General features: G+C 74.3%; 25 protein-coding genes, 1 rRNA gene and 1 pseudogene. 25 read left to right on the forward strand and 2 right to left on the reverse strand.

Annotation, left to right across the window (positions count from 1 at the left end):
- Positions 1 to 269 precede the first annotated feature (269 nt).
- The 5 genes from DQ239_RS20920 (at position 270) to DQ239_RS11670 (ending at position 5,512) form a co-directional block, all read left to right on the forward strand.
- Positions 270 to 899, forward strand: coding sequence for a LysR family transcriptional regulator substrate-binding protein (locus DQ239_RS20920; RefSeq protein ID WP_233489102.1), 630 nt, complete (start codon positions 270 to 272; stop codon positions 897 to 899).
- A gap of 52 nt (positions 900 to 951) precedes the next feature.
- Complete coding sequence (gene ispG / locus DQ239_RS11655; RefSeq protein WP_113834563.1) at positions 952 to 2,112, forward strand: flavodoxin-dependent (E)-4-hydroxy-3-methylbut-2-enyl-diphosphate synthase; 1,161 nt, start codon at positions 952 to 954, stop codon at positions 2,110 to 2,112.
- A gap of 24 nt (positions 2,113 to 2,136) precedes the next feature.
- Positions 2,137 to 2,988, forward strand: a complete 852-nt coding sequence (locus DQ239_RS11660) for a DUF4081 domain-containing GNAT family N-acetyltransferase (protein ID WP_113834564.1) — start codon at positions 2,137 to 2,139, stop codon at positions 2,986 to 2,988.
- Between the two features lie 100 nt (positions 2,989 to 3,088).
- Positions 3,089 to 3,568: a GyrI-like domain-containing protein gene (locus DQ239_RS11665; protein WP_113834565.1), complete on the forward strand. Its 480-nt coding sequence runs from the start codon at positions 3,089 to 3,091 to the stop codon at positions 3,566 to 3,568.
- Positions 3,569 to 3,616: 48 nt separating this feature from the next.
- A complete protein-coding gene (locus DQ239_RS11670; RefSeq protein ID WP_113834617.1) occupies positions 3,617 to 5,512 on the forward strand; it encodes a penicillin-binding transpeptidase domain-containing protein in 1,896 nt (631 codons plus the stop codon).
- A 1-nt stretch (position 5,513) separates the two neighbouring features.
- Here DQ239_RS11670 and DQ239_RS11675 read toward each other — a convergent pair whose 3' ends face one another.
- Together DQ239_RS11675 and DQ239_RS11680 are read right to left on the reverse strand one after the other, a co-directional pair.
- Complete coding sequence (locus DQ239_RS11675) at positions 5,514 to 5,975, reverse strand: ferritin-like domain-containing protein (RefSeq protein ID WP_113834566.1); 462 nt, start codon at positions 5,973 to 5,975, stop codon at positions 5,514 to 5,516.
- 12 nt (positions 5,976 to 5,987) lie between these two features.
- Complete coding sequence (locus DQ239_RS11680) at positions 5,988 to 6,473, reverse strand: hypothetical protein (protein ID WP_113834567.1); 486 nt, start codon at positions 6,471 to 6,473, stop codon at positions 5,988 to 5,990.
- Positions 6,474 to 6,738: 265 nt separating this feature from the next.
- Between DQ239_RS11680 and rimP the strand changes: the two genes are divergently transcribed.
- The 20 genes and pseudogenes from rimP to DQ239_RS11775 form a co-directional block, all read left to right on the forward strand.
- On the forward strand, positions 6,739 to 7,383 hold the full coding sequence (rimP, locus tag DQ239_RS11685) for a ribosome maturation factor RimP (RefSeq protein WP_113834568.1): 645 nt from the start codon (positions 6,739 to 6,741) through the stop codon (positions 7,381 to 7,383).
- The gene (gene nusA / locus DQ239_RS11690) at positions 7,380 to 8,498 is read left to right on the forward strand and encodes a transcription termination factor NusA (RefSeq protein ID WP_113834569.1); all 1,119 of its coding nucleotides are present in this window, start codon (positions 7,380 to 7,382) and stop codon (positions 8,496 to 8,498) included. Before rimP ends, nusA begins: the two co-directional genes overlap by 4 nt.
- Before the next feature lie 41 nt (positions 8,499 to 8,539).
- Positions 8,540 to 8,779: a YlxR family protein gene (locus DQ239_RS11695; protein WP_199582932.1), complete on the forward strand. Its 240-nt coding sequence runs from the start codon at positions 8,540 to 8,542 to the stop codon at positions 8,777 to 8,779.
- A gap of 176 nt (positions 8,780 to 8,955) precedes the next feature.
- A pseudogene (locus DQ239_RS21295) lies at positions 8,956 to 9,099 on the forward strand (translation initiation factor IF-2 N-terminal domain-containing protein); the annotation flags it as partial.
- Between the two features lie 906 nt (positions 9,100 to 10,005).
- Entirely contained in the window at positions 10,006 to 11,841 is a 1,836-nt protein-coding gene (gene infB / locus DQ239_RS20935; protein WP_233489104.1) for a translation initiation factor IF-2, read from the forward strand.
- A 43-nt stretch (positions 11,842 to 11,884) separates the two neighbouring features.
- A complete protein-coding gene (locus tag DQ239_RS11705) occupies positions 11,885 to 12,181 on the forward strand; it encodes a DUF503 domain-containing protein (protein WP_113834572.1) in 297 nt (98 codons plus the stop codon).
- 67 nt (positions 12,182 to 12,248) lie between these two features.
- Entirely contained in the window at positions 12,249 to 12,764 is a 516-nt protein-coding gene (gene rbfA, locus DQ239_RS11710) for a 30S ribosome-binding factor RbfA (RefSeq protein ID WP_113834573.1), read from the forward strand.
- Positions 12,761 to 13,003 (forward strand): hypothetical protein, encoded by a 243-nt coding sequence (locus DQ239_RS11715; RefSeq protein WP_113834574.1) that lies wholly within the window; start codon positions 12,761 to 12,763, stop codon positions 13,001 to 13,003. Before rbfA ends, DQ239_RS11715 begins: the two co-directional genes overlap by 4 nt.
- 3 nt (positions 13,004 to 13,006) lie before the next feature.
- Positions 13,007 to 14,020, forward strand: a complete 1,014-nt coding sequence (locus tag DQ239_RS11720; protein ID WP_113834575.1) for a bifunctional oligoribonuclease/PAP phosphatase NrnA — start codon at positions 13,007 to 13,009, stop codon at positions 14,018 to 14,020.
- 101 nt (positions 14,021 to 14,121) lie between these two features.
- Positions 14,122 to 15,348 (forward strand): MATE family efflux transporter, encoded by a 1,227-nt coding sequence (locus DQ239_RS11725; RefSeq protein ID WP_233489119.1) that lies wholly within the window; start codon positions 14,122 to 14,124, stop codon positions 15,346 to 15,348.
- Entirely contained in the window at positions 15,345 to 16,262 is a 918-nt protein-coding gene (gene truB, locus DQ239_RS11730; RefSeq protein ID WP_113834576.1) for a tRNA pseudouridine(55) synthase TruB, read from the forward strand. Before DQ239_RS11725 ends, truB begins: the two co-directional genes overlap by 4 nt.
- A gap of 29 nt (positions 16,263 to 16,291) precedes the next feature.
- Positions 16,292 to 16,630, forward strand: a complete 339-nt coding sequence (locus tag DQ239_RS11735; protein ID WP_091764908.1) for an antibiotic biosynthesis monooxygenase — start codon at positions 16,292 to 16,294, stop codon at positions 16,628 to 16,630.
- Positions 16,631 to 16,739: 109 nt separating this feature from the next.
- Positions 16,740 to 17,879 (forward strand): branched-chain amino acid aminotransferase, encoded by a 1,140-nt coding sequence (locus tag DQ239_RS11740; protein ID WP_113834577.1) that lies wholly within the window; start codon positions 16,740 to 16,742, stop codon positions 17,877 to 17,879.
- A gap of 28 nt (positions 17,880 to 17,907) precedes the next feature.
- Positions 17,908 to 18,867, forward strand: coding sequence for a bifunctional riboflavin kinase/FAD synthetase (locus DQ239_RS11745; protein WP_113834578.1), 960 nt, complete (start codon positions 17,908 to 17,910; stop codon positions 18,865 to 18,867).
- 93 nt (positions 18,868 to 18,960) lie between these two features.
- Positions 18,961 to 19,230 carry a 30S ribosomal protein S15 gene (rpsO, locus tag DQ239_RS11750; protein ID WP_113834579.1) on the forward strand — a complete coding sequence of 90 codons (270 nt, stop codon included), beginning with the start codon at positions 18,961 to 18,963 and terminating at the stop codon, positions 19,228 to 19,230.
- 283 nt (positions 19,231 to 19,513) lie between these two features.
- Positions 19,514 to 21,766, forward strand: coding sequence for a polyribonucleotide nucleotidyltransferase (locus DQ239_RS11755; RefSeq protein ID WP_199582906.1), 2,253 nt, complete (start codon positions 19,514 to 19,516; stop codon positions 21,764 to 21,766).
- Between the two features lie 65 nt (positions 21,767 to 21,831).
- On the forward strand, positions 21,832 to 23,127 hold the full coding sequence (locus DQ239_RS11760; protein ID WP_233489106.1) for a pitrilysin family protein: 1,296 nt from the start codon (positions 21,832 to 21,834) through the stop codon (positions 23,125 to 23,127).
- Positions 23,127 to 23,498 carry a VanZ family protein gene (locus DQ239_RS11765; RefSeq protein WP_199582908.1) on the forward strand — a complete coding sequence of 124 codons (372 nt, stop codon included), beginning with the start codon at positions 23,127 to 23,129 and terminating at the stop codon, positions 23,496 to 23,498. The genes DQ239_RS11760 and DQ239_RS11765 overlap by 1 nt, the downstream gene beginning before the upstream one ends.
- Positions 23,499 to 23,547: 49 nt before the next feature.
- Positions 23,548 to 24,345 carry a 4-hydroxy-tetrahydrodipicolinate reductase gene (gene dapB / locus DQ239_RS11770; RefSeq protein WP_233489108.1) on the forward strand — a complete coding sequence of 266 codons (798 nt, stop codon included), beginning with the start codon at positions 23,548 to 23,550 and terminating at the stop codon, positions 24,343 to 24,345.
- A gap of 409 nt (positions 24,346 to 24,754) precedes the next feature.
- Positions 24,755 to 24,875 (forward strand): 16S ribosomal RNA (locus DQ239_RS11775); the annotation flags it as partial.

The raw sequence follows: 24,875 nt of genomic DNA on the forward strand, positions 1-24,875 counted from the left end.
GTCGGGCACCTCGCCGTCGTCCGCGAGCTGGCCGAGCACGGATCGGTGACCGCGGCGGCCCGGGCCACGTCGCTCTCGCCATCGGCGGTCTCCCAGCAGCTCAAGGTGCTGCAGCGGCGGCTCGGCGTGGTCCTGGTCGAGCGGGCGGGCCGCGGGGTGCGGCTGACCGACGCCGGCCGGGCGCTGGCGGGCATCGCGGCGACGTCTCGACCGCCCTGGCCACCGCGGAGGCCGATTGGCAGCGCTACCGCGGCGGGGTCGGCGGCATCGTGCGGCTGGCGACCTTCCACTCGGCCGGCGAGCTGCTGGTGCCCGGGCTGCTCGACCGCATGGCGCAGCACCCCGACGTCGTCCTGGAGACCTTCGACGAGGACGTGCTGCAGGACGACTTCGCGGGCCTCGCCGCCGAGTACGACGTCGTCGTCGCCCACCGCTCGGACGACGTCCAGCCGCCGCGGCGCGACGGCCTCGAGGTGCGCCTGCTGCTGCGCGAGCCGCTCGACGTCGCCCTGCCGCTGGACCACCCGCTCGCCGGGCGGGACCGCGTCACCCCGGCGGACGTGATCGATGAGGACTGGATCGTCCCCCCGGCGGAGTTCCCCATCGACCGGGTGCTCACGGCGCTCGCCGCCCAGGCGCGCTCACCGGTGCGCATCGTGCGCCGGACCACCCACCTGCCCCTGACCGAGAAGCTGGTCGCCCGCGGGCACGGCATCGCGCTGCTGCCCCGCCACACCACCCGCGACCGGGCCGAGGGCCGGCTGGCGCTCGTGCCGCTGGCCGACCTCCGCGCGGGCCGGGTCGTCGAGGCGCTGATGCGCCCCGACCGGGCCGCCCGCCGGTCGGTGCAGGTCGTCGTCGAGGCGCTGGTCGCCGAGGCGGCCGCGTACGCCGGCTGAGATCACCCCGGCGTGCACCTCGCCGGATGGCGGGCCGGTGGATACTGGGGGCATGGCCATCCCCGTCGGTCTCGGCATGCCCGCAGCGCCCCCGCCCGTCCTCGCGCCCCGTCGCAGGACCCGGCAGCTCGACGTGGGCGGCGTCGGCGTCGGCAGCGACTTCCCCGTCAGCGTGCAGTCGATGACGACGACGAAGACCGCCGACATCAACGCGACGCTGCAGCAGATCGCCGAGCTGACCGCCTCGGGCTGCCAGATCGTGCGGGTCGCGGTGCCCGACACCGACGACGCCGAGGCGCTGCCGATCATCGCCAAGAAGTCGCAGATCCCGGTCATCGCCGACATCCACTTCCAGCCCCGCTACGTGTTCGCCGCGATCGACGCCGGCTGCGCCGCCGTCCGCGTGAACCCGGGCAACATCAAGAAGTTCGACGACAAGATCGGCGAGATCGCGAAGGCGGCCAAGGACGCCAGCATCCCCATCCGGATCGGCGTCAACGCCGGCTCGCTGGACAAGCGGCTCCTGGCCAAGTACGGCAAGGCCACCCCCGAGGCGCTGGTGGAGTCGGCGCTGTGGGAGTGCTCGCTGTTCGAGGAGCACGACTTCCGCGACATCAAGATCTCGGTCAAGCACAACGACCCGGTCGTCATGGTCCGGGCCTACGAGCTGCTGGCCGCGCAGTGCGACTACCCGCTGCACCTCGGCGTCACCGAGGCCGGGCCCGCCTTCCAGGGCACGATCAAGTCCGCCGTCGCCTTCGGCGCGCTGCTGTCCCAGGGCATCGGCGACACCATCCGCGTCTCGCTGTCGGCCCCGCCGGCCGAGGAGGTGAAGGTCGGCAACCAGATCCTGGAGTCGCTGAACCTCAAGCAGCGCGGCCTGGAGATCGTCAGCTGCCCCTCGTGCGGGCGCGCGCAGGTCGACGTCTACACGCTCGCGAACCAGGTCACCGCCGGGCTCGAGGGCATGGAGGTGCCGCTGCGCGTCGCCGTCATGGGCTGCGTCGTCAACGGCCCGGGCGAGGCCCGCGAGGCCGACCTCGGGGTGGCCTCGGGCAACGGCAAGGGGCAGATCTTCGTGAAGGGCGAGGTCATCAAGACCGTGCCGGAGTCGATGATCGTGGAGACCCTCATCGAGGAGGCCATGCGCATCGCGGAGCAGCAGACCGACGCCGGCGCGCCCTCGGGCCCGCCCGTCGTGTCCGTCAGCTGACCGGCCCCCACCCGCGCGCTCCCCGTGCTCCGATCGCCCACCGCCCGCCTCCTCGACGAGGGTGACGAGCCGGCCGTCCACCGGCTGCTGGCCACCGACCCCGTCGCCGCCTGCGTGCTGGCCGGCCGGGTGGAGCTCACCGGCACCGCACCGGTGGCCATGGGTGCGCCGCTGTGGGGCTTCGGCTCGGGGCGGACGCTCGAGGCGGTCTGCCTCGCCGGCGCCAACCTGATCCCCTTCGCCGCCCCCGGGGCGGAGCGGGCCGCCGCGGCCGCCTTCGCCGGGCTCGCCCGCCGGGCCGGCCGCCGCTGCAGCACGATCGTCGGTCCGTCGGCCTCGGTGGCGCCGCTGTGGGACCTGCTCGCGCCCTACTGGGGGCCGGCCCGCGACCACCGCGCGCGGCAACCGCTGCTCGCCATCGAGGGCCCGCCGGCGGTGGCTCCCGAGACACGCGTCCGCCCGGTGCGGACCCACGAGCTGGACACGCTGCTGCCGGCCGCCGTCGCCATGTTCACCGAGGAGATCGGGGTCAGCCCGCTGCGCATCGACGGCGGCGCGGGCTACCGGGCCCGGCTGGCCGAGCTGGTGCGGGCCGGCCGGTCGCTGGCCTGGATCGAGGACGGGCAGGTCGTGTTCAAGGCCGAGATCGGCGCGGTGAGCCGGGCGGTCTGCCAGGTGCAGGGCGTGTGGGTCGCACCCGAGCGCCGCGGCACCGGCATCGGCGCGGCCGGGACCGCCGCCGTCGTCGAGTACGCCCGGTCGACCGTCGCCCCCGTGGTCAGCCTGTACGTGAACGACTTCAACACCGCGGCCCGCGCCGCCTACGCCCGGGTCGGGTTCCGCGAGGTCGGCCAGTTCTCCAGCGTGCTCTTCTGACGTCGTGCCCCGGAGGGGTGCGGACGGCCCGCCGGGGGGCCACGCTGGGGACCGCCTCGGGCCGAGGCCGTCGACGCGGGGCAACTCCCGAGGAGCCGTGATGACCACAGGGCTGATCGAGCTGTCCGACCACCCGCCGCAGGCGGTGGCCGTGGTGTACGGGCACGTGAAGAACTCCGAGTACGACGACTTCCTCGCCGCCGCGTTCAGCGACGTCAGGAGGCTGCTGGCCGACCAGCACCTGACCCCGGCGGGGCCGCCCTTCGCCCGCTACCGGGCCACCCGCGTGGGACTGGACGTCAACGCCGGCCTCCCGGTCGACGACCGGTTCCGCCCGTCGGGCCGGGTGACCGCGGAGGTGCTGCCCGGGGGGCCCGCCGTGACCGCGCCGCACGTGGGCGACCACGGCACCGTCGGGTTCACCTACGCGACGCTGCAGGAGTGGCTCGCCGGCAACAACTACCAGCCGGCCGGCGACCCGTGGGAGACCTATCCGGACGGCGGGGCGGGGCGGACCCTGGTCACCGTGCCGTGCCGACCGCGGACGGCGCACCCCCGGCCGCAGCACATCCGGCCCTGACCGCGGGTCCGCCCGGCCACGACGACTCCATCTGAGAGGGTGGCCGCCGTGCGCAACTGGCGGCGACCTGCCCTCCTGGTGACCTCGGCCCTGCTCGCCGGGCCCGTCCTCGCTGCCTGCTCGGGCGGCGGTGAGGACGAGGCGCGCGAGACTGCGCAGGCCTTCCTCGACGACTGGGCCGGCGGGGACGCCGCCGCCGCGGCCGCGGCGACCGACGACCCGGACGCCGCCACCGCGCTGCTGGAGCAGACCGCGACCGACCTGCCCGACGCGGAGCTGTCCGCCGAGCTCGGCGAGGTGACCGTCGAGGACGGCGCGGCCACCGCGGACTGGACGGCGACCTGGGACCTGGCCGCCGCCCCGGACTGGACCTACGACGGCTCGCTGCGGCTGGAGGAGGGTGACGACGGCTGGCAGGTCGTCGCCGAGCCGACCCTCGTGCACCCCGAGCTCGGCGAGGGGCAGCACCTCGAGCTGGCCCGGAGCCTGCCCGAGCGGGCCGCGATCACCGACGCGTCCGGTGCGCCGCTGTTCACCGAGACCGAGGTGGTCAACGTCGGCGTCGACACCGGGAAGGTCACCGACCTGCCCGCGCTGGCGGCGGGGCTGTCGGCCGCCACGGGCATCCCCGCCGCAGACATCACCGCGGACGTGCAGGCGGCCCCGGCCGGCCAGTTCGTCCCGGTCATCACCCTGCGCCGGCCGGACTTCGAGGCCATCCGCGCCCGGGTGTTCGACCTGCCCGGCGCGGTCTTCCCGACCGACACCCGGCTGCTGGCCCCGACGCCGCGCTTCGCCGAGGCGCTCCTCGGCCGGGTGGGGGCGGCCACCGCGGAGATCCTCGAGGAGTCCACCGAGGACGGCGAGGCGCGCTACGCCGCCGGCGACCAGCTCGGCACCTCGGGTTTGCAGCGCGCCTTCCAGGAGCAGCTCTCCGGCACCGCCGGCTTCACCGTCCGCGTCACCGCGCTCGACGAGAGCATCGGGGACGAGGGTCGCGAGATCGCCGCCGTCGAGCCCGTGGCGGGCGAGCCGGTGCAGACGCCACTGGTCCCGGCCGTCCAGAACGCCGCCGACGCCGCCGTCGCGGGGGAGGCCCGGCCCACCCACCTGGTGGTCGTGCGGCCCGGCACCGGTGAGCTCCTCGCCGTCTCCTCCAACGAGATCGCCGACGCGGGCAACGCGCTCACCGGCAACTTCCCGCCCGGCTCGAGCATGAAGGCCATCACCGCCACCGCGCTGCTCTCCACCGGTGCGCTGACCCCCGCCGATCCCGTCGCGTGCCCGGGCACGACGGTCGTCGAGGGGCGCGAGTTCGAGAACCAGGACCAGTTCGACCTCGGCACCGTGCCGTTCACCGAGGCCTTCGCGCAGTCGTGCAACACGACCTTCATCCAGCAGGGCCTGGAGCTCCCCGACCCTGCGCTGGCCGAGGCCGCGGCGTCCTACGGGGTGGGCACCGACTGGCAGCTCCCCGTCGACGTCTTCTCCGGCAGCGTGCCCGGCGACAGCACCGGCACCACCAAGGCCGCGAACATGATCGGCCAGGGGCAGGTGCTGATGAGCCCGGCGCAGATGGCGCTGGTGGCCGCCGGCATCGCCAGCGGCACCCCGGCGGCGCCGGTCGAGGTCGTCGGCGCCGAGGCGTCCGGCCCGGCCCCCGCCGGCCCCGGCCAGGAGGTGCTCGACGCCCTCCGGCCGATGATGCGGCAGGTCGTGCTCACCGGCACCGCCACCGCGCTGGCCGACAACGGCGAGGTCTACGGCAAGACGGGGACGGCGGAGTTCGGCACCAACACCCCGCCGGACTCGCACGGCTGGTTCGTCGGCTACCGCACCGGTGGCGCGGCCGGGCCCATCGCCTTCGCCGTCCTGGTCGAGGGCGGCCAGTCCAGCAGCGCGGCGGTCGCCGTCACCGACGCCTTCCTCGGCGCCCTCGGCTGATCTACTGCGCGGGAAGGCCCGGCAGGGCCCGGGTGACCGGGTCCTGCCCGGCCGCGGTTCGCCAGGCGACCGCGCGCACCTCGGCGCCGGTCAGCGCCTCGAGGGCCAGCTCGCGGGTGCTCCGCTCGGCGGCCTGGTCCAGCACCCGCACCCACGCGGCGGACGTGCCGTCCTCCAGGACGACGCCCAGCGCGGCGGCGTCGACGGGCGACAGCACCGGGAACGGCAGCGCGTACCCGCCCTCGGCCGCGGCCGGTTCCACCGACCGCTCGGCGAGCAGCGTGATCAGGGAGTCCCGGACGTCGCGGTGCGCCGCCTCCGCGCCGGTGGCGGTACCGCGGTCGGCGGCCGGCAGGGCCGCCCCCACGACGCCGTAGCCCCACACCGCCGCGTGCTCGGCGGCCAGGGCGAGGCCGAGGGCGTCGTTCTCCGCGGCCAGGTCGCCGGTGCCGTCGTCAGCCATGGTCGCTTCCCGTCATGCCAGTCGTCCGTCCTGCCCGCGCAGACCCGCCGAGATCGAGCCGAGCAGGGCCGCCCGCGCGCCGGACTGGTTGACGCAGGCGGTCGCGTGCGAGGTCGCCGCCGTGGCCACCTGGTCGCGCAGCCACGCGCGGGCCTCGGCCGGCGACGGCGGGGTGCCGGGCGAGGGCGAGCTGGGCGTCGCGCCCGGTGCGGCGTCCCGGAGGCGCTCGAGCTGCTCACCGGCCTGGGCCGCGAGGTCCGCGACCTCCCCGGCGAGCCCCGGATCGGCCGCCCCGGCCGCGGTGTAGGCGGCCACGAGGGTCTCCTGCACCCCTACCTGGCCCAGCAGCTCGTCGGCCTGCGCGCCGGTCACCCGCTCGCGCTCGTCCGGCGGTGCGGAGGTGCACCCGACCGCCACGACCGCCAGACCGGCCGCCGAGGCGGCCAGCAGCGTGCGCCGGGAGAACCCGCGGGCGGCGGGGGAGGGGAGGGAGGACATCGGTGCCCATCCTGGCAGCCCGGGGCGCCCGGGGTCGGCACATGCGGACCGGAGACGTTCCGCGTCGGCTCCCGGGTCAGCGCCGTCCCGCCGGCCCCTCGCGTCCCACGGGCCGGGGACGGCGGCCGGGCCGGTGCCCGGTCCCCGGCCACTCCGCCGGGCGGTAACCTGGCCTCTTCCCCTCGGAACCCCTTCCCGGCAGCGCCGGGGGGCCCGGGGACGCGCGCTCCGCACCGTGCGGCCGCCCGAGCCTGAGGAGGTAGCAGTGTCCGCCTCTCGTGGCACCCCCCGCACCGACCCGGCCACCGCCCGGCTCGCCGGCTGGATCGCACCCGTCGTCGAGAGCGCCGGGTACGACCTCGAGGAGCTCGTGGTGACGCCGGCGGGCCGGCGCAGCGTCGTCCGCGTCGTCGTCGACCGGGACGCCGGCGTGACCCTCGACGACATCGCCGAGGTGAGCCGCGCGGTGTCCGAGGCCCTCGACACCAACGACGACGGCATGGGGCGCACCCCCTACGTCCTGGAGGTCACCAGCCCCGGCGTCGACCGGCCGCTCACCGAGCAGCGGCACTGGCGGCGCAACACCGGGCGGCTGGTCGCGGTGGCGGTGGGCCCGGCCGGCTCCGCGGAGCAGGTCACCGGGCGGGTCACCGGCGTCGACGACGCGGGCGTGACGCTCGCGGTCGAGGCGCAGGGCAAGCCCGGCGCCAAGAAGCGCCCACCCACGCCGCGCTCCGTGCCCTGGGCCGAGCTCGGCGCCGGGCGTGTGCAGGTGGAGTTCGCCCGCACCGACCCGGCCGGGGACGACCTGCTGGACGACGAGATCGACGACGACGAGATGGACGACCCGGAGCTCGGCGACGACGTCGCGCCCGGGGACGCGCGGCACGCGCGAGGAGGAGCACAGTGAACATCGACGTCACCGCGCTCAAGGCGGTCGAGCGGGAGAAGGGCATCCCGGCCGACACGGTGATCGAGGCGATCGAGACCGCCCTGGTGACCGCCTACCGGCACGCGGACGGAGCCGCCAAGCACGTGCGCGTGCACGTGGACCGCAAGAGCGGCGAGGTCGCCGTGCTCGCGCAGGAGCTGGGGCCCGACGGCGAGGTCGTGCGCGAGTGGGACGACACCCCGACCGACTTCGGGCGGATCGCCGCCAGCACCGCCAAGCAGGTCATCGTGCAGCGGCTGCGCGACGCCGAGCACGAGCAGACCTTCGGCGAGTACGCCGGCAAGGAGGGCGACATCGTCAGCGGCGTCGTGCAGGCGCACGACCGCCGCAACGTGCAGGGCACGGTGCTGATCGACATCGGCAAGGTCGAGGCCGTGCTGCCCCCGACCGAGCAGGTGCCCGGCGAGGACTACGCCCACGGCAGCCGGCTCAAGGCCTACGTGGTCTCGGTGGCCCGCACGTTCCGCGGTCCGCAGGTGACCGTCTCCCGCACCCACCCGCACCTGGTGCGCAAGCTGTTCGCGCTGGAGGTGCCCGAGGTGGCCGACGGTAGCGTCGAGATCGTGGCGGTCGCCCGCGAGGCCGGAGCCCGGTCGAAGATCGCCGTCCGCACCAAGGTCCCCGGGCTCAACGCCAAGGGCGCCTGCATCGGGCCGATGGGCCAGCGGGTGCGCAACGTCATGAGCGAGCTGCACGGCGAGAAGATCGACATCGTCGACTGGTCCGACGACCCCGCCACCTTCGTGGCCCAGGCGCTGAGCCCCGCCCGCGTCTCCGAGTCCCGGGTGGTCGACGCCCAGGCCAAGGCGGTGCGCGTCGTCGTCCCGGACTACCAGCTGTCGCTGGCCATCGGCAAGGAGGGCCAGAACGCCCGTCTCGCCGCCCGGCTGACCGGCTGCCGGATCGACATCCGCAGCGATGCCCAGGGCGACGACGACGCCGCCGCGCCCTCCCCGGGCGTGGGTCGGGCCCCCCTCCGCGCCGGAGCACCGGCTCCCGCGGCCGGGGGGCGTCCGTCCTCCCACCGGCCTCCGCCCCGACGCGTGGAACATCGGGGCCCCACGACGCGCTAGAGTGCAGGGTGGCCGAAACGTCGATCCCGGAGCGCACCTGTGTGGGCTGCCGGCGACGCGCTCCGGTCACCGATCTGCTGCGTGTCGTCGCGAGAGCCGGGGCCCTGGTCCCGGACCCGCGACGGAGGCTCCCCGGGAGGGGGGCGTCGGTGCACCCCACTCCGGAGTGCCTGGGCGCAGCGGAGCGACGCCGGGCCTTCACCCGCGCGCTGCGCCTTCCCGGGAGCAGCCCGCTGGAGGCCGGTCCGCTCCGGGACCACGTCCGCACGCTCTCGTCCTGAGCTGCCGGGCGGCCCCGGATCGGGCACCAGCAGGAACCAGTCGGGCCGGCACCAGGCCGGTCCGCACGTCGACAGGACACCGTCGGATGACTCAGCCGTGAAGTTCTCACGATGACCATGCGCCACTAACGACGAGGTCGAGCGGGCAAGCCGCCGGCCTCACCAAGAGGAGACCCGTGCCAGGCAAAGCCCGCGTACACGAACTCGCCAAGGAGTTCGGTGTCGACAGCAAGACCGTGCTCGCCACGCTCAAGGAGCAGGGCGAGTTCGTGAAGTCCGCCTCGTCGACCGTCGAGGCCCCCGTGGCCCGCCGGCTCCGCGAGGCCCTCGGTGCCGCCACCGGCGGCGCCGCACCGAGCGCTCCGGCGGCCCGTCCGGCCGCCCCGACCCCGGGCCCGCGTCCGGCGGCACCCGCGCCCCAGGCTCCGGCCGCGCCTGCTCCGCAGGCGCCCGCGGCCGCCGCGCCCGCGCAGCCGCAGGCCCGTCCGGCCGCGCCGGCCCCCGGCCCGCGTCCGGCCGCTCCTGCTCCGCAGGCCCCGGCGGCCGGCGCGCCGACCCAGCAGCCCGCTGCTCCCCGTCCGGCCGCTCCGCGTCCGGCCGGTGGCGGCGCACCCTCCGGCGCCGGTCCGCGACCGGGGCCCCGTCCGGCTCCGCGGCCGGGCAACAACCCGTTCAGCTCGCCCCGTCCGGCCGCTCCGCCGGCCGCGGCACCCGGTGCCGGTCCCGGTGCCGGCCCGCGTCCGGGCCCGGCCGCACCGGGTGCGCGCCCCGCTCCCGGCGGCCCCCGCCCGGCTCCCGGTGCCGGTGGCCCGCGTCCCGGCCCCGGCGGTCCCCGCCCGGCTCCCGGTGCCGGCGGCCCCCGCCCGGCTCCCGGTGCCGGCGGTCCCCGTCCGAACCCGGGCATGATGCCCGGCCGTCCGAGCCCGGGCATGATGCCCGGTCGCGCGGCCGGCGCCGGTCGTCCCGGTGGACCGGGTGGTCGCTCCGGTGGTCCCGGTGGCGGCGGTCGTCCCGGCGGTCCCGGTGGCGGTGGCTTCCGTCCCGGTGGCGGCGGTGCCCCCGGTGGCGCGCCGGCCGGTGGTGGCTTCCGTGGCGGCGGTGGCCCCCGCGGTCGTGGCCGTGGTGGCTCGGGTGCCGGCACCGCGGGTGCCTTCGGGCGTCCGGGTGGTCGCGGTCCCGTCCGCGGTCGCAAGAGCAAGAAGCAGCGGCGTCAGGAGTTCGACTCCATGGCGGCGCCCAGCATGGGTGGCGTCAGCCTGCCCCGCGGAAACGGCCAGACCGTCCGGCTGCCCCGCGGCGCCTCGCTGACCGACCTGGCCGAGCGCATCGGCGCCGAGCCGGCCGCGCTGGTCACCGCCCTGTTCCACCTGGGCGAGATGATCACCGCGACGCAGTCGGTGAACGACGAGACGCTGCAGCTCCTCGGTGCCGAGATCGGCTGGAACATCCAGGTCGTCAGCCCCGAGGACGAGGACCGCGAGCTCCTCGAGACCTTCGACCTCACCTTCGGTGACGAGGAGGGCGACGAGGACGACTGGTCGACCCGCCCGCCGGTCGTGACCGTCATGGGTCACGTCGACCACGGGAAGACCAAGCTCCTCGACGCGATCCGCAACGCCAACGTGGTGGCCCGCGAGGCCGGTGGCATCACGCAGCACATCGGCGCCTACCAGATCGTCAGCGAGCTGGAGGGCGAGGAGCGGCCCATCACCTTCATCGACACCCCGGGTCACGAGTCGTTCACCGCGATGCGTGCCCGAGGCGCGAAGGTCACCGACATCGTCGTCCTGGTCGTCGCGGCCGACGACGGCGTCATGCCGCAGACGGTCGAGGCGCTCAACCACGCCCAGGCCGCCGAGGTGCCGATCGTGGTCGCGGTCAACAAGATCGACAAGGAGGGGGCCAACCCCGCCAAGATCCGCCAGCAGCTCACCGAGTACGGGCTGGTGGCCGAGGAGTACGGCGGCGACACCATGTTCGTCGACGTCTCCGCGACCACCCGTCAGGGCATCGACGACCTGCTCGCGGCGATCCTGCTGACCGCCGACGCCTCGCTGGACCTGCGCGCCAACACCGAGCAGGACCCGCAGGGTGTGGTCATCGAGGGCAAGCTGGACAAGGGCCGCGGTCCCGTCGCCACGGTGCTCGTCCAGCGCGGCACGCTGCGCCAGGGCGACTCGATCGTGGCCGGCGACGCCTACGGCCGCGTCCGGTCGCTGCTCGACGAGCACGGCAACAAGCTGAAGGAGGCTCTGCCGGCCCGCCCCGTGCAGGTCGTGGGTCTCACCTCGGTGCCCCGTGCCGGCGACACGTTCCTGGTCGTCGAGGAGGACCGGGTGGCCCGGCAGATCGCCGACCGCCGCCAGGCCCGCATCCGCAACGCGCAGAACGCCTCGATGCGCAAGCGGATCAGCCTCGAGGACCTCGACGCGGCGCTCAAGGAGAACCGTCAGCTCAACCTGATCATCAAGGGCGACAACTCGGGCACCGTCGAGGCGCTCGAAGAGGCGCTCATGAAGATCGAGGTGAGCGACGACGTCTCGCTGCGGGTCATCCACCGCGGGGTCGGGTCGATCACCAAGAGCGACATCGACCTGGCGCTGGCCGACGACGTCATCGTTCTGGGCTTCAACGTCCGGGCCGAGGGCCAGGCCACGGAGCTGGCCAACCGCGAGGGCATCGACGTCCGGTACTACTCGGTGATCTACCAGGCCATCGACGAGATCGAGGCCGCCCTCAAGGGCATGCTCAAGCCCGAGTACGAGGAGGTCCAGCTCGGCACGGCGGAGGTCCGCGAGGTCTTCCGGGTGCCGCGCATCGGCAACGTCGCCGGGTCGCTGGTCCGCAGCGGCACGATCGTCCGCAACTCGAAGGCCCGGCTCATCCGGGACGGTGCCGTGGTCGCCGACAACCTGACGGTGGAGTCGCTCCGCCGCTTCAAGGACGACGCGACCGAGGTCCGCGAGGGTTACGAGTGCGGTATCGGCCTGGGGTCGTTCAACGACATCAAGGTCGACGACGTGATCGAGACCTTCGAGATGCGCGAGATCCCGCGCACCTGAGTCGGCTCGCTCGCCCAGCAGCAGGAACGGGGGAACAGGTCCGGTGTTCACCGGAACGCTGACCGCCGACCTGCTGCTGGGCGACGTCCACTCGCTCAAGGGCAAGCGGGCCGTGATCCGGCCGATCGTGGCCGAGCTGCGGCGCCGCTTCTCCGTCGCCGCCGCCGAGGTCGGCGACCAGGACCTGCACCGGCGCGTGCAGGTCGGGGTCGCCACCGTGGCGGGCGACGCCGGTCAGGTCACCGACGTCCTCGACGCCTGCGAGCGGTTGCTGGCCGAGCGGCCGGAGGTGACGCTGCTGTCGACGCATCGTCAGCTCGTCAGCGACTCGGACTGCTGAAGGACCCGGTCGCCCCCTCACCCTGTCCGCCCGGCGTCCACCGACGCCCCGAAACCAGGAGGTCCTGATGGCCGATCCGGCCCGCGCACGCAAGCTGGCGGTGCGCATCCGGCAGATCGTCTCCGCCGCGATCGAGACGCAGATCAAGGACCCGCGGCTCGGCATGGTGACCGTCACCGACGCCCGCGTCACCAGCGACCTCCGCGAAGCGACGGTCTTCTACACCGTCTACGGCGACGAGACGCAGATCGCCGACTCCGCGGCCGCCCTGGCCAGTGCCACGGGCGTGCTGCGCTCCACGGTCGGCAAGCAGACCGGCATCAAGTTCGTGCCGACCCTGACCTTCGTCGCCGACATCGTCCCGGACACCGCGCGCGAGCTCGAGGAGGCCCTCGAGCGGGCGCGCTACGCCGACGCCGAGCTGGCCCGCGCCCGCGAGGGCGCCCAGTACGCCGGCGAGGCCGACCCCTACCGCAAGCCGGCCGAGGACGACGACCACGACGGCGAGGACGAGCACGAGCTGTCCGCCGAGGACACGCCCTCGCCCGGCGAGGACCTTCCCCGAACCAGGAGTGCGCTGTGAGCCAGGACGACCCGAACCCGTACGAGCCCCTCGAGGGCCAGGGCACCTCGATGCTGGGCGGCCGGAAGGTCGACGGCAGCGGTGACCCCACCGACGGGGGCAAGCGCGGCGAGATCGGGGAGGCCCCCAGCATCGCCGAGGACGAGCCCGGCGACGGCACGACCTTCCCCGTGGGCGGCGGCGCGGTCACCGAGGAGGAGAACGCCCCGCCGGTCGCCGACCCGGGGCCGGACGCCTGATCCATGAGCGTCCGTCCCACCCCTGCACCCGGAGCCGCCGCGGCGACCCGCACGGTGGCCGGGGTCCTCGCCGAGGCGGCCGAGGCCCGCGCCACCGTCGTCCTGTCCGGGCACGTGAACCCCGACGCCGACGCGCTGGGGAGCACCCTGGCGCTGGCCGAAGGACTGCGGCGTCGCGGCGCGCGCGTCCTGGCGACCTTCCCGGGCGAGCTCACCCTGCCGGCGTCCCTGGGCTGGCTGCCCGGCGCCGAGGGCCTCGTGCCGTCGTCGGCACTGCCGTCGGCGCCCGAGGTCTTCGTCAGCCTGGACGCCGCCTCGCCCGGGCGCCTGGGTGAGGTGGCTCCGCTGCTGGACGCCGCGGTGACCTCGGTCGTGGTCGACCACCACGCCAGCAACCCCGGCTTCGGGACGCTGCAGCTGATCGACCCCGGTGCGCCGGCCACCGTGACGCTGGTGGCCGACCTGCTCGACGACCTCGGCGTGACCCTGGACCAGCAGCTGGCCACCTGCCTCTACGCCGGGCTGGCCGCCGACACCGGTTCCTTCCGCTTCGGCAGCACCCGCCCGCAGACCCACGAGCTCGCCGCGCGGCTGCTGGCCACCGGCATCGACCACGCCGAGATCAGCCGCCGGCTGTTCGACACCGCGCCGTTCGGCTGGCTCGGCCTGCTGTCGGTCGTGACCGGGCGGGCGGTGCTGGAGCCGGGGACCGGCGCCGGCCTGGTGTGGACCTGGTCGAGCACCGCCGAGGCCGCCGAGCACGGGCTGCCCGGCGAGCAGCTCGAGGCGCTGGTCGACGTCGTCCGCTCCGCCGAGGAGGCCGACGTCGCCTGCGTGCTCAAGGGTCAGGACGACGGCAGCTGGTCGGTGTCGCTGCGCTCCCGCGGCGGCACGGACCTCGCCCGCATCGCCATCGAGCTCGGTGGCGGTGGCCACACCCTGGCTGCCGGCTACACGTCGACGCTCGACCGCGAGGGCACCATCGCGGCGCTGCGCGAGCAGCTCACCCGCCGCTGACCGGGGGAACGGTCATCCCCGCTCCCTCCGCCCCGGCGCCGTCGGTCCTCTCGCTCGCCCTGCCGGCCCTGGTCGTCCTGGCCGCCGAGCCGCTGTACCTGCTGGTCGACACGGCGGTCGTCGGCAACCTGGGCACCGTGGCCCTGGGCGGCCTGGCGGTGGGCGGTGGGCTGCTGGCGTGGGCGGCGGCGCTGCTGAACTTCCTCGCCTACGGCACCACGGCGCGGGCAGCTCGTCGTGCGGGCGCCGGCGACCGGGCGGGTGCGGTCGACGAGGGCGTGCAGGCCACCTGGCTGGCCGCGGGCCTCGGTGTGGTCGTGCTGGTGTTCTTCCAGCTCACCGCGGGCCCCTTCACCCGGCTGCTCGCCGGCGGCGCCGGACCGGTCGCGGAGGCCGGCGAGGAGTGGCTGCGGGTGGCCTCGCTCGGCGCTCCGCTGCTGCTGGTCTCGCTGGCCGGCAACGGCTGGCTGCGCGGGGTCCAGGAGCTGCGCCGGCCGGTCCGGTTCGTGCTGGCCGGCAGCCTGGTCAGCCTGGTGCTCTGCCCGGTGCTGGTGCACGGGACCGGCTGGGGCCTGGTGGGCTCCGCGGTGGCCAACGTGCTCGGGCAGGGCCTGACGGCGGGGCTGTTCCTGCGCGCGATCGTGCGCGAGGGGGCCACCTGGCGCCCTCGTCCCGCGGCGGTGCTGTCCCAGCTGGTCATCGGCCGCGACCTGCTCCTGCGCGCGGCGGTGCTGCAGGTGTCCTTCCTCGTGGCGGCCGGCGTCGCCGCCCGCGCCGGCACCGCCGAGCTGGGCGCGCACCAGATCGCGCTCCAGCTGTTCTTCTTCCTGGCCCTCGTGCTCGACGCGTACGCCATCGCCGCCCAGACCCTCGTCGGGCACGCCCTCGGCGCCGGCCGCCCGGACGAGGCCCGGGTCACCGCCCGCCGGGTGGCGCTGTGGGGCCTGGCCACGGGGGTGGGGGTGGCGGCGGTGCTGCTGGCGCTGCGCGGCGTCCTCCCACCGCTGTTCACCGACGACCCCGCCGTCGTCGACCAGGCGGAGCTGGTCTGGTGGTTCCTGGCCGCTCTGCAGCCGCTGGCCGGCGTGGTGTTCGCCCTGGACGGCGTGCTCATGGGCGCCGGCGACGTCGGCTACCTGCGCACGCTGACCATCGGCTCGGCCGTGGTCGGCTTCCTGCCGCTGTCGCTGCTGGCGGGACCCATGGACTGGGGCCTGGCGGGGGTCTGGACCGGGCTGTGCCTCTTCATCGCGCTCCGGCTGGCCGGTGTCCTGGTGCGGGTGGCCGGCGACCGGTGGCTGACGGCGCCTGAGACGGTTACCCGGTGAGCCGCCGTCCCGATGCCGATGTCCCGCCCGGTCTGCTGCTGGTCGACAAGCCGGGCGGGATGACCTCCCACGACGTCGTCGCCCGCGCCCGGCGGGTGCTCTCTGTGCGCAAGGTCGGCCACGCCGGCACGCTGGACCCGATGGCCACCGGCCTCCTGGTCCTCGGTGTCGGGGCCGCGACCCGCCTCCTCGGTTACGTGAGCGGCCACGACAAGACCTACGAGGCCACCATCCGGTTCGGGCAGTCGACGGTCACCGACGACCGCGAGGGCGAGGTCCTGACGACCGCCTCGACGGCGCACCTGGACGACGCCGCGGTCCGCGCCGCGCTGGCGGCCCAGACCGGTCCGCTGCAGCAGGTGCCCTCAGCGGTGAGCGCGGTCAAGGTCGAGGGCCGGCGCTCCTACGACCGGGTGCGCGCCGGCGAGGCGGTCGAGCTGGCCCCGCGGTCGGTCACCGTCCACCGGCTCGACGTCCACGGGATCCGGCGTCCGGAGCCGGACCTCCTCGACGTCGACGTCACCGTCTCCTGCACGGCCGGTACCTACATCCGGGCGATCGCCCGCGACGCCGGCGCCGCCCTCGGCGTGGGTGGGCACCTGACCGCGCTGCGGCGCACCGCCTCCGGACCATTCGCGGTCGCGCAGGCCGCGCCGGTCGAGGAGGCGGGTGCGGCGCTCGCCGCCGGCGGGGGAGCCGGCGTGCTCGGGTTGACCGACGCCGCCCGGCTGGTGTTCCCCGAGCGCGGCCTGAGCGCCGAGGAGGCCACGGCCGTCGGCCACGGCCAGCGCATCCCGGCGACCGGGACCCCCGGGCTTTACGCGGCGGTGGACCCCGACGGCCGCCTGGTCGCGCTGCTGGAGGACGCCGGCCCATCCGCCCGCGTGGTGGTCGGCTTCCCGCCGCGCGGTTGACCGCTGGGCGCGCCGGGAAGGGGAGGGCCATGAGCGTCGTCAAGATCAACGCGATCACCGTGCCCAAGGACAAGCAGGACCGGTTCGAGGAGCGCTTCCGCGGCCGGGCCGGTGCCGTGGAGTCCACCCCCGGCTTCGAGTGGTTCGAGCTGCTGCGCCCGCTCGAGGGCACCGACCAGTACCTGGTCTACACCCGGTGGAGCAGCCACGAGGCCTACGAGGCCTGGCAGTCCAGCCAGGACTTCGACCGGGCCCACGACGGCGGCGGCGACACCCTGGCATCGGCGGCTCCGCACTCGGCCCACGTGTGGACCTACGAGGTGCTCGAGTACGCCGGCCCGACGGCCAACCAGGAGAACCAGGCCTGAGCCCACGCCCGGTGGCGGTCGGCTCAGGGCCGCCACCGCAGGCGGGGATAGTGTGAGCCCGGGCCGGTGGACACCGGGTCCCGAGTCCGCGCACACGCAGGTGGGAGCCATGACCGACACGCTGAGCGACAGCCGTACCTCCTCGCGCACGTTCACCGAGGGCGTGCCGGTGGTCGTGGAGGACGTGCGCCGGCGCACCCCCACCGAGCGCGCGCAGCTGCTGGAGGACCCGGGCTTCGGCCGCTACTTCACCGACAGCATGTTCGTCGCCCGGTACCGCGAGGGGCAGGGCTGGTACGACGCCCGGCTGACCGCCTACGGGCCGCTGCCGATGGACCCGGCGACGGCGGCGCTGCACTACGCCCAGTCGATCTTCGAGGGGCTCAAGGCCTACGCCCAGCCCGACGGCAGCGTCGCGCTGTTCCGGCCCGAGGCCAACGCGGCCCGCTTCGCCCGCAGCGCCCGTCGCCTGGCGATGCCAGTCGTGCCCGAGGAGTCCTTCCTCACCGCCGTCGACGCGCTCGTCGACGCCGACCGCGACTGGGTGCCCACGGGCCCGGACCAGACGCTCTACCTGCGGCCCTACATGCTGGCCAGCGAGCCGTTCCTCGGCGTCCGCCCGTCGCACGAGTACCTGTTCCTCATCATCGCCAGCCCGGCCGGCGCCTACTTCCCGCGCGGCGTCCACCCGGTCTCGGTGTACGTCTCCGAGGACTACGCCCGGGCGGCCCCCGGTGGCACCGGCGACGTCAAGTGCGCCGGCAACTACGCCGCGAGCCTGCTGCCCCAGCAGGAGGCCTCCGCCCTGGGCTGCGACCAGGTGGTCTACCTCGACGCCGTGGAGAAGAAGTACATCGAGGAGCTGGGCGGGATGAACCTGTTCTTCGTCCTCGGCTCCGGTGACGACGCCGAGCTGGTCACCCCCGAGCTCTCCGGCAGCCTGCTGCCGGGGATCACGCGCGACTCCCTCATGGAGGTCGCCCGGGGCATGGGGCTGCGGGTCTCCGAGCGGCGCTACGCCCTGGAGGAGTGGCGCGGCGGCGTCGCCGACGGCACGGTCACCGAGACCTTCGCCTGCGGGACCGCGGCCGTGATCACCCCCGTGGGCGAGGTCAAGGCCCGCACCGGCGACTTCACCGTGGGCGACGGCACCCCGGGCCCGCTGACCATGCGGCTGCGCGAGGCCCTGCTCGACCTCCAGCACGGGCGGGTGGCCGACACCCACGGCTGGCTGCACCGCGTCGGCTGACCACCACCGGACGGAGGGCGTCGGACCCGTGCAGCGCTGGCGAGGCCTGGAGGCCACCCCGGCCGATCTCGGCCGCACCGTGGTCACGATCGGCATGTACGACGGCGTCCACCGCGGGCACCAGCAGCTGATCGGTGCCGCGGTGGCCCGGGCGCGGGCGATGCGCCGTCCCTGCCTGCTGCTCACCTTCGACCCGCACCCGGCCGAGGTCGTCCGGCCCGGCTCGCACCCGGCGATCCTCACCTCGCTGGACCGCAAGGCCGAGCTGGTGGCCGGGCTCGGCGTGGACGCCATGTGCGTGCTGCCGTTCACCGCCGACTTCATGCGGCTGCCGCCGGAGACGTTCACGCACACCGTGCTGGTCGAGCACCTGCACGCGGCCCAGGTCGTGGTGGGGGAGAACTTCACCTACGGGCACCGGGCCGCCGGCACCGTCGGCTCGCTCACCGCGGAGGGCCGCCGGTTCGGGTTCGCCGTGGAGGGCGTGCCCCTGGCGGAGGACAGCTCGGACTCCGGTGACGTGACCATCTCCTCGACCTACATCCGCGCCTGCGTGGCCGCGGGCGACATGGTCGCCGCCGCCCGGGCGCTCGGGCGCCCGCACCGCGTCGACGGCGTCGTGGTGCGCGGGGACCGGCGGGGCCGGGACCTCGGCTACCCGACGGCGAACGTGGAGAGCCCGCCGTACACGGCGATCCCGGCCGACGGCGTCTACGCCGGGCACCTGGTCACCCGCGACCCGCGCACCGGCGCCAGCCGCGAGCGCCTGCCGGCGGCGGTCTCGGTGGGCACCAACCCCACGTTCGAGGGCAGCCGGCGCACCGTCGAGGCGTTCGTCCTGGACTACGAGGGCGACCTCTACGGGGAGCACGTGGGCGTCGAGTTCGCCTCGCGGCTGCGCCCGATGGAGGCCTTCGCCGACATCGACGCCCTGGTGGCGGCCATGGCCAAGGACGTCTCGGACACCCGCCGGATCCTCGGCATGTAGCCTGGGGGGTGACGTCGGGGTGACCCGGCGTGTGTGAAGCCTGCCCTCGTGATTCAGACCGAGGGCCACACGTGACCCGCCCCGGAGGCGACCATGGCGCTGGACAGCGCGCTCAAGAAGCAGATCATGACCGAGTACGCGACGGTCGAGAACGACACCGGTTCGCCCGAGGTGCAGATCGCGATGCTCAGCCGTCGGATCAGCGACCTGACCGAGCACCTGCGGGCGCACAAGCACGACCACCACAGCCGTCGTGGTCTGCTCCTGCTGGTCGGTCGCCGTCGCCGGCTGCTGAACTACCTCGCCAAGACCGACATCAACCGCTACCGGTCGCTCATCGAGCGGCTCGGTCTGCGCCGCTAGGCACCACGAGGGGGCCGCTCCCGGATCGCTCCGGGACGGTCCCCTTTCTCGTGCGGCACCCGCCGCGCGAGGAGAACCGGCCGGCCGCCGGAGCGTCCCGCGAGGACCGGTCCTCGGTGGTGGCCCCCGGGCACGTCCCCCATCACGGGGGGAGCCTGCTCCCGAGGGCTTCGATCGAGCACCGGTCGACCGGATGCAGGGACGGCAAGCAGTCCGGTGACCGGCCGTCAGAGGAGTCGCAGGTCGGCACGAGGCCGATGCGACGAAGAAGAGAGAAGGACACGTGTCCGCACCCACCATCACCGCAGAGTTCGACGCCGAGGACGGCGTCACCACCGCCACCGCGGTCATCGACAACGGCAGCTTCGGCAGCCGTTCGATCACCTTCGAGACCGGCCGCCTCGCCAAGCAGGCCGCCGGCTCCGTCGTCGTCACCACGGGCGACACCATGCTGCTCTCGGCCACCACGGCCGGCCGCCAGCCCAAGGACCAGTTCGACTTCTTCCCGCTCACCGTCGACGTCGAGGAGCGGATGTACGCCGCGGGGCGCATCCCCGGCTCGTTCTTCCGTCGCGAGGGGCGCCCGTCCGAGGACGCGATCCTCACCTGCCGGCTGATCGACCGCCCGCTGCGCCCGACCTTCGCCAAGGGCCTCCGCAACGAGGTCCAGGTCGTCATCACCGTCATGGCGCTGGACCCGGGCCACCTGTACGACGTGATCGCGATCAACGCCGCGTCGGCGTCGACCCAGCTGTCCGGCCTGCCGTTCTCCGGGCCGGTTGGCGCCACCCGCGTCGCCCTGATCAACGGCCAGTGGGTCGGCTTCCCGACCCACGCCGAGCTCGAGGACGCCGTCTTCGACATGGTCGTGGCCGGGCGGGTCCTGCCCGACGGCGACGTCGCCATCATGATGGTCGAGGCGGAGGCCACCGAGCGGACCATCGAGCTCGTCGCCGGTGGCGCCACCGCCCCCACCGAAGAGGTCGTGGCGCAGGGCCTCGAGGCCGCCAAGCCGTTCATCAAGGCGCTGTGCGACGCGCAGTCCGCCCTGGCCGAGAAGGCCGCGAAGCCGGTCGCCGAGTTCCCCCGCTTCCTGGACTACCAGGACGACGTCTACGCCGCCGTCGAGGCCCAGGCTGCCGAGGAGCTGGCCCGGGTGCAGCAGATCCCCGGCAAGGCCGAGCGCGAGGACGCCACCGACGCCCTCAAGGAGCAGGTCAAGGCCGCGCTCGCCGGCCAGTTCGAGGGCCGCGAGAAGGAGATCTCCGGTGCCTTCCGCGCGGTGACCAAGAAGGTCGTCCGCCAGCGCATCCTCCGCGACAAGGTCCGCATCGACGGCCGCGGCCTGACCGACATCCGGCCGCTCTCGGCCGAGGTCGAGGTCATCCCGCGGGTGCACGGCTCGGCGCTGTTCGAGCGCGGCGAGACCCAGATCCTGGGTGTCACCACGCTGAACATGCTGCGCATGGAGCAGCAGCTGGACACGCTGTCGCCGGTGACCCGCAAGCGCTACATGCACAACTACAACTTCCCGCCGTACTCCACCGGTGAGACCGGCCGGGTGGGCTCGCCCAAGCGCCGCGAGATCGGCCACGGCGCGCTCGCCGAGCGGGCCCTGGTGCCGGTGCTCCCGGACCGCGAGGAGTTCCCCTACGCGATCCGCCAGGTCTCCGAGGCGCTGGGCTCCAACGGCTCGACGTCCATGGGTTCGGTCTGCGCCTCGACGCTGGCCCTGCTCAACGCCGGTGTCCCGCTGCGCGCGCCGGTCGCCGGCATCGCCATGGGCCTGGTCTCCGACGAGGTCGACGGCAAGACCGAGTACGTCGCGCTGACCGACATCCTCGGTGCCGAGGACGCGTTCGGTGACATGGACTTCAAGGTCGCCGGCACCCGCGACTTCGTGACCGCGCTGCAGCTGGACACGAAGCTCGACGGCATCCCCTCCGACGTCCTCGCCGGTGCGCTGACCCAGGCCCGCGCGGCCCGGCTGCACATCCTCGACGTGATGAACGAGGCGATCGACGCCCCCGACGAGATGAGCCCGTACGCGCCCCGCGTGACCACGGTGCGCATCCCGGTCGACAAGATCGGCGCGGTCATCGGCCCCAAGGGCCAGATGATCAACGCGATCCAGGACGAGACCGGCGCGGACATCACCATCGAGGACGACGGCACGATCTACGTCGGTGCCTCCGACGGCCCCTCGGCCCAGGCCGCGGTGGACCGGATCAACGCCATCGCCAACCCGACGCTGCCCAAGGTCGGCGAGCGGTTCCTCGGCACGGTCGTCAAGACCACGCCGTTCGGCGCCTTCGTCTCCCTGCTGCCCGGCCGCGACGGCCTGGTGCACATCAGCAAGCTGGGTGGCGGGAAGCGCATCGGCAAGGTCGAGGACGTGGCCAACGTCGGCGACAAGATGCAGGTGGAGATCACCGACATCGACGCCCGCGGCAAGATCAGCCTGGTGCCGGTCGCCGAGGGCGATGCCGCCGCTCCGGCCGAGGGCGACGCCGCCGCTGCCCCTGCGGGTGAGTGACGACGTCCACTGACGTGGTCGGGACCGGGGCGGGTGCTGGTGCACCCGCCCCGGTTCCCGTCGGGGTGACCCAGTTGCTCGACCTCGACGAGGTCGGCGGCAGGGTGGAGCGCACGACGCTCCCCGGGGGCCTGCGGGTCCTCACCGAGACGATGCCCGGGGTGCTGTCGGCGACGCTGGGCATCTGGGTCGACGTCGGCTCGCGGGACGAGACACCGGCGGTGGCCGGTTCGTCGCACTTCCTCGAGCACCTGCTGTTCAAGGGGACGACGTCGCGCGGGGCGCTGGAGATCGCGACGGCGATGGACGCCGTCGGCGGTGAGATGAACGCGTTCACCGCCAAGGAGCACACATGCTTCTACGCGAACGTGCTCGCCAGCGACCTCCCGCTCGCGGTGACGCTGCTCGCCGACCTGGTCACCGCGGCGACCAACACCGCGGCCGACCTGGAGTCGGAGCGCACGGTGGTGCTCGAGGAGATCGCCATGCGCGATGACGAGCCCGCCGACGCCGTCCACGACCTCTTCTCCGAGACCCTCTTCGGCGACACCCCGCTGGGCCGCTCCGTGCTGGGCACCGTCGAGTCGATCGAGGGCCTGAGCCGCGCCGACGTCGACGGCTGGTACCGGCAGCGGTACGCCATGCCCGCGATGGTCGTCACCGCCGCGGGCCGGGTCGATCACCAGCAGGTGCTCGACCTGGTCACCGCCGCCTTCGGCGACCGGCTGACGGAGGCGGGGGAGCCCGCACCGCTGCGCCGGGGCGAGCCCGTCCCGGACCGGCCCGCCCGGTCGACCGGCCTGATCACCCGCCGCACCGAGCAGACCCATCTGCTGCTGGGGACGACCGGGCTCGGCCGGCTGGACGAGCGGCGCTACGCCGCCGCCGTCGTGGACGCCGCGGTCGGTGGGGGCATGAGCTCCCGGCTGTTCCAGGAGATCCGCGAGAAGCGGGGCCTGGTCTACAGCGTCGGGTCGGCGCTCACCCACTACGCGGGGGCCGGCACCTTCTCGGTCTACGCCGGGTGCGCCCGCAAGCGGGTGCCCGAGGTGCTCCGGCTGATCCGCGAGGGTCTGGACGGCGTGGCGGCCGACGGGCTCACCTCGGAGGAGGTGGCGCGGGCGCGCGGCCAGCTCAAGGGCAGCATGGTGCTCGGTCTCGAGGACACCGGCTCCCGGATGAGCCGCCTGGGCAAGAGCGAGCTGTCCTACGGGGAGTACCTGCCCGTCCGGGAGGTGCTGGCCCGGCTGGACGCGGTCGACGAGCAGCAGGTGCGCGAGGTGGCCGCGGAGCTGTTCGGCCGGCCCACGTGCCTGGCCGTCGTCGGCCCCTACCGCGAGTCGGACCTCGACCGCCTCTGATGGCGCCGCATCCCGCCCTCGCCGTCCACGGCGCGCTCGCTCGGGGCGTGTTCGCCGTGGTCGTGCTGGTCTCGCTGGCCGTGCTCTTCGCCCCGGCGTCCGACGTCCCCTCCGCCCCCGCGGGCGTCGACAAGCTCGTCCACCTCGGCCTGTTCGCGGCACTGGCCGCCAGTGGGCGGTGGGCCGGCGTCGGCGTCCGGGTGCTAGTCGTGCTGCTGCTCGGCTACGCGGCGGTCAGCGAGGTGGTGCAGGGCCTGTCGGCGCTCGACCGCAGCATGTCCGCCGGCGACTGGGTCGCCGATGCGTTCGGCGTGCTGCTCGGTCTCGCACTGTGGGAGCTGGGCGCCCGGCGATCCCCCGCGCGGCGCTGATCGGCGGGGTTGTCTTGCGGTTCGCCGGTCCGGCGGGAAACCTGGCCGGGTGACCACCGCACCTGACCAGCAGCCCGAGACCACCGAGCCGGGCGACGCCCCGGTGATCAACGTGGGGGTCCTGGGAGCGCGAGGACGCATGGGCACCGAGGTGGTCAAGGCCGTCAACGACGCCGACGACCTCGAGCTCGTCGCGATGGTCGACGAGGGGGACTGGCTCTTCGGCCTGGCCGACGCCGGCACGCAGGTGGTCGTGGACTTCACCCGCCCGGACGTCGTCATGGACAACATCCGGTTCTGCATCGACAACAACATCCACTGCGTCGTGGGGACGACGGGCTTCGACGAGGAGCGCCTGTCCACGATCGCCGAGTGGCTCGCGCCCAAGCCCGAGGTGGGCGTGATCATCGCTCCCAACTTCGGCATCGGTGCGCTCCTGCTGATGAAGTTCGCCCAGGAGGCGGCGCGCTTCTTCCCCTCGGTGGAGGTGGTCGAGCTGCACCACCCGAACAAGGTGGACGCCCCCTCGGGGACGGCGGCGCGCACGGCCCGCCTGATCGCCGAGGCGCGGCGGGCCGCGGACATGCCCGCGGCGCCGGACGCGACGACCGACTCCCTGCCGGGAGCCCGGGGCGCCGACGTCGACGGCGTCCCGGTGCACGCCGTGCGGCTGGCCGGTCTGGTCGCGCACCAGGAGGTGCTCATGGGCGCGGAGGGGGAGACCCTGACGCTGCGGCACGACTCCTACGACCGCGCCTCCTTCATGCCCGGCGTGCTGCTGGCGGTGCGCGAGATCGGCCGCCGGCCCGGCCTCACGGTCGGCATCGAGGGCCTGCTCGGCCTGTAGAGGAGTACCCCGTCCGCACACCCGCCGCAGGCTCGGGGCGGGCCTCCGGACGGGGCCCGGCGCGGGTGGGTCTCGGTGTGACGGGGACCGCTGGCCGGGGGGTTGCGAGGGGGCCGGGAACCTCGTGTATGGTTCTGTCTGCGCCGCGCGGCCCTGAGGGGCCGCCGGACCGGGGCCCGCCGCTGGTGGGTCGACCGGAAACCGGCGTAGTGTTGGACATCCGGCCAGGGACGAAGCCTCTTCGGGGTGGGTTTTCTGCGCGTCCGCTCTTTGAGAACTCAACAGCGTGCCGAAAGTCAGTGCCAAGTAATACCCCGTGTCGTGGGTCTTCGTGATCTGCGGCTGGGATTCCTTTGGTTGATTGATATCGAGAGTGCTAGCTCTCGGTTCTCAGCCGGTATCGAATTCATCTACGGAGAGTTTGATCCTGGCTCAGGACGAACGCTGGCGGCGTGCTTAACACATGCAAGTCGAACGGTGAACCTTCTTCGGGAGGGGATCAGTGGCGAACGGGTGAGTAACACGTGGGC

The organism is Blastococcus sp. TF02-09, from assembly GCF_003319105.1.
Lineage (GTDB): Bacteria > Actinomycetota > Actinomycetes > Mycobacteriales > Geodermatophilaceae > Blastococcus.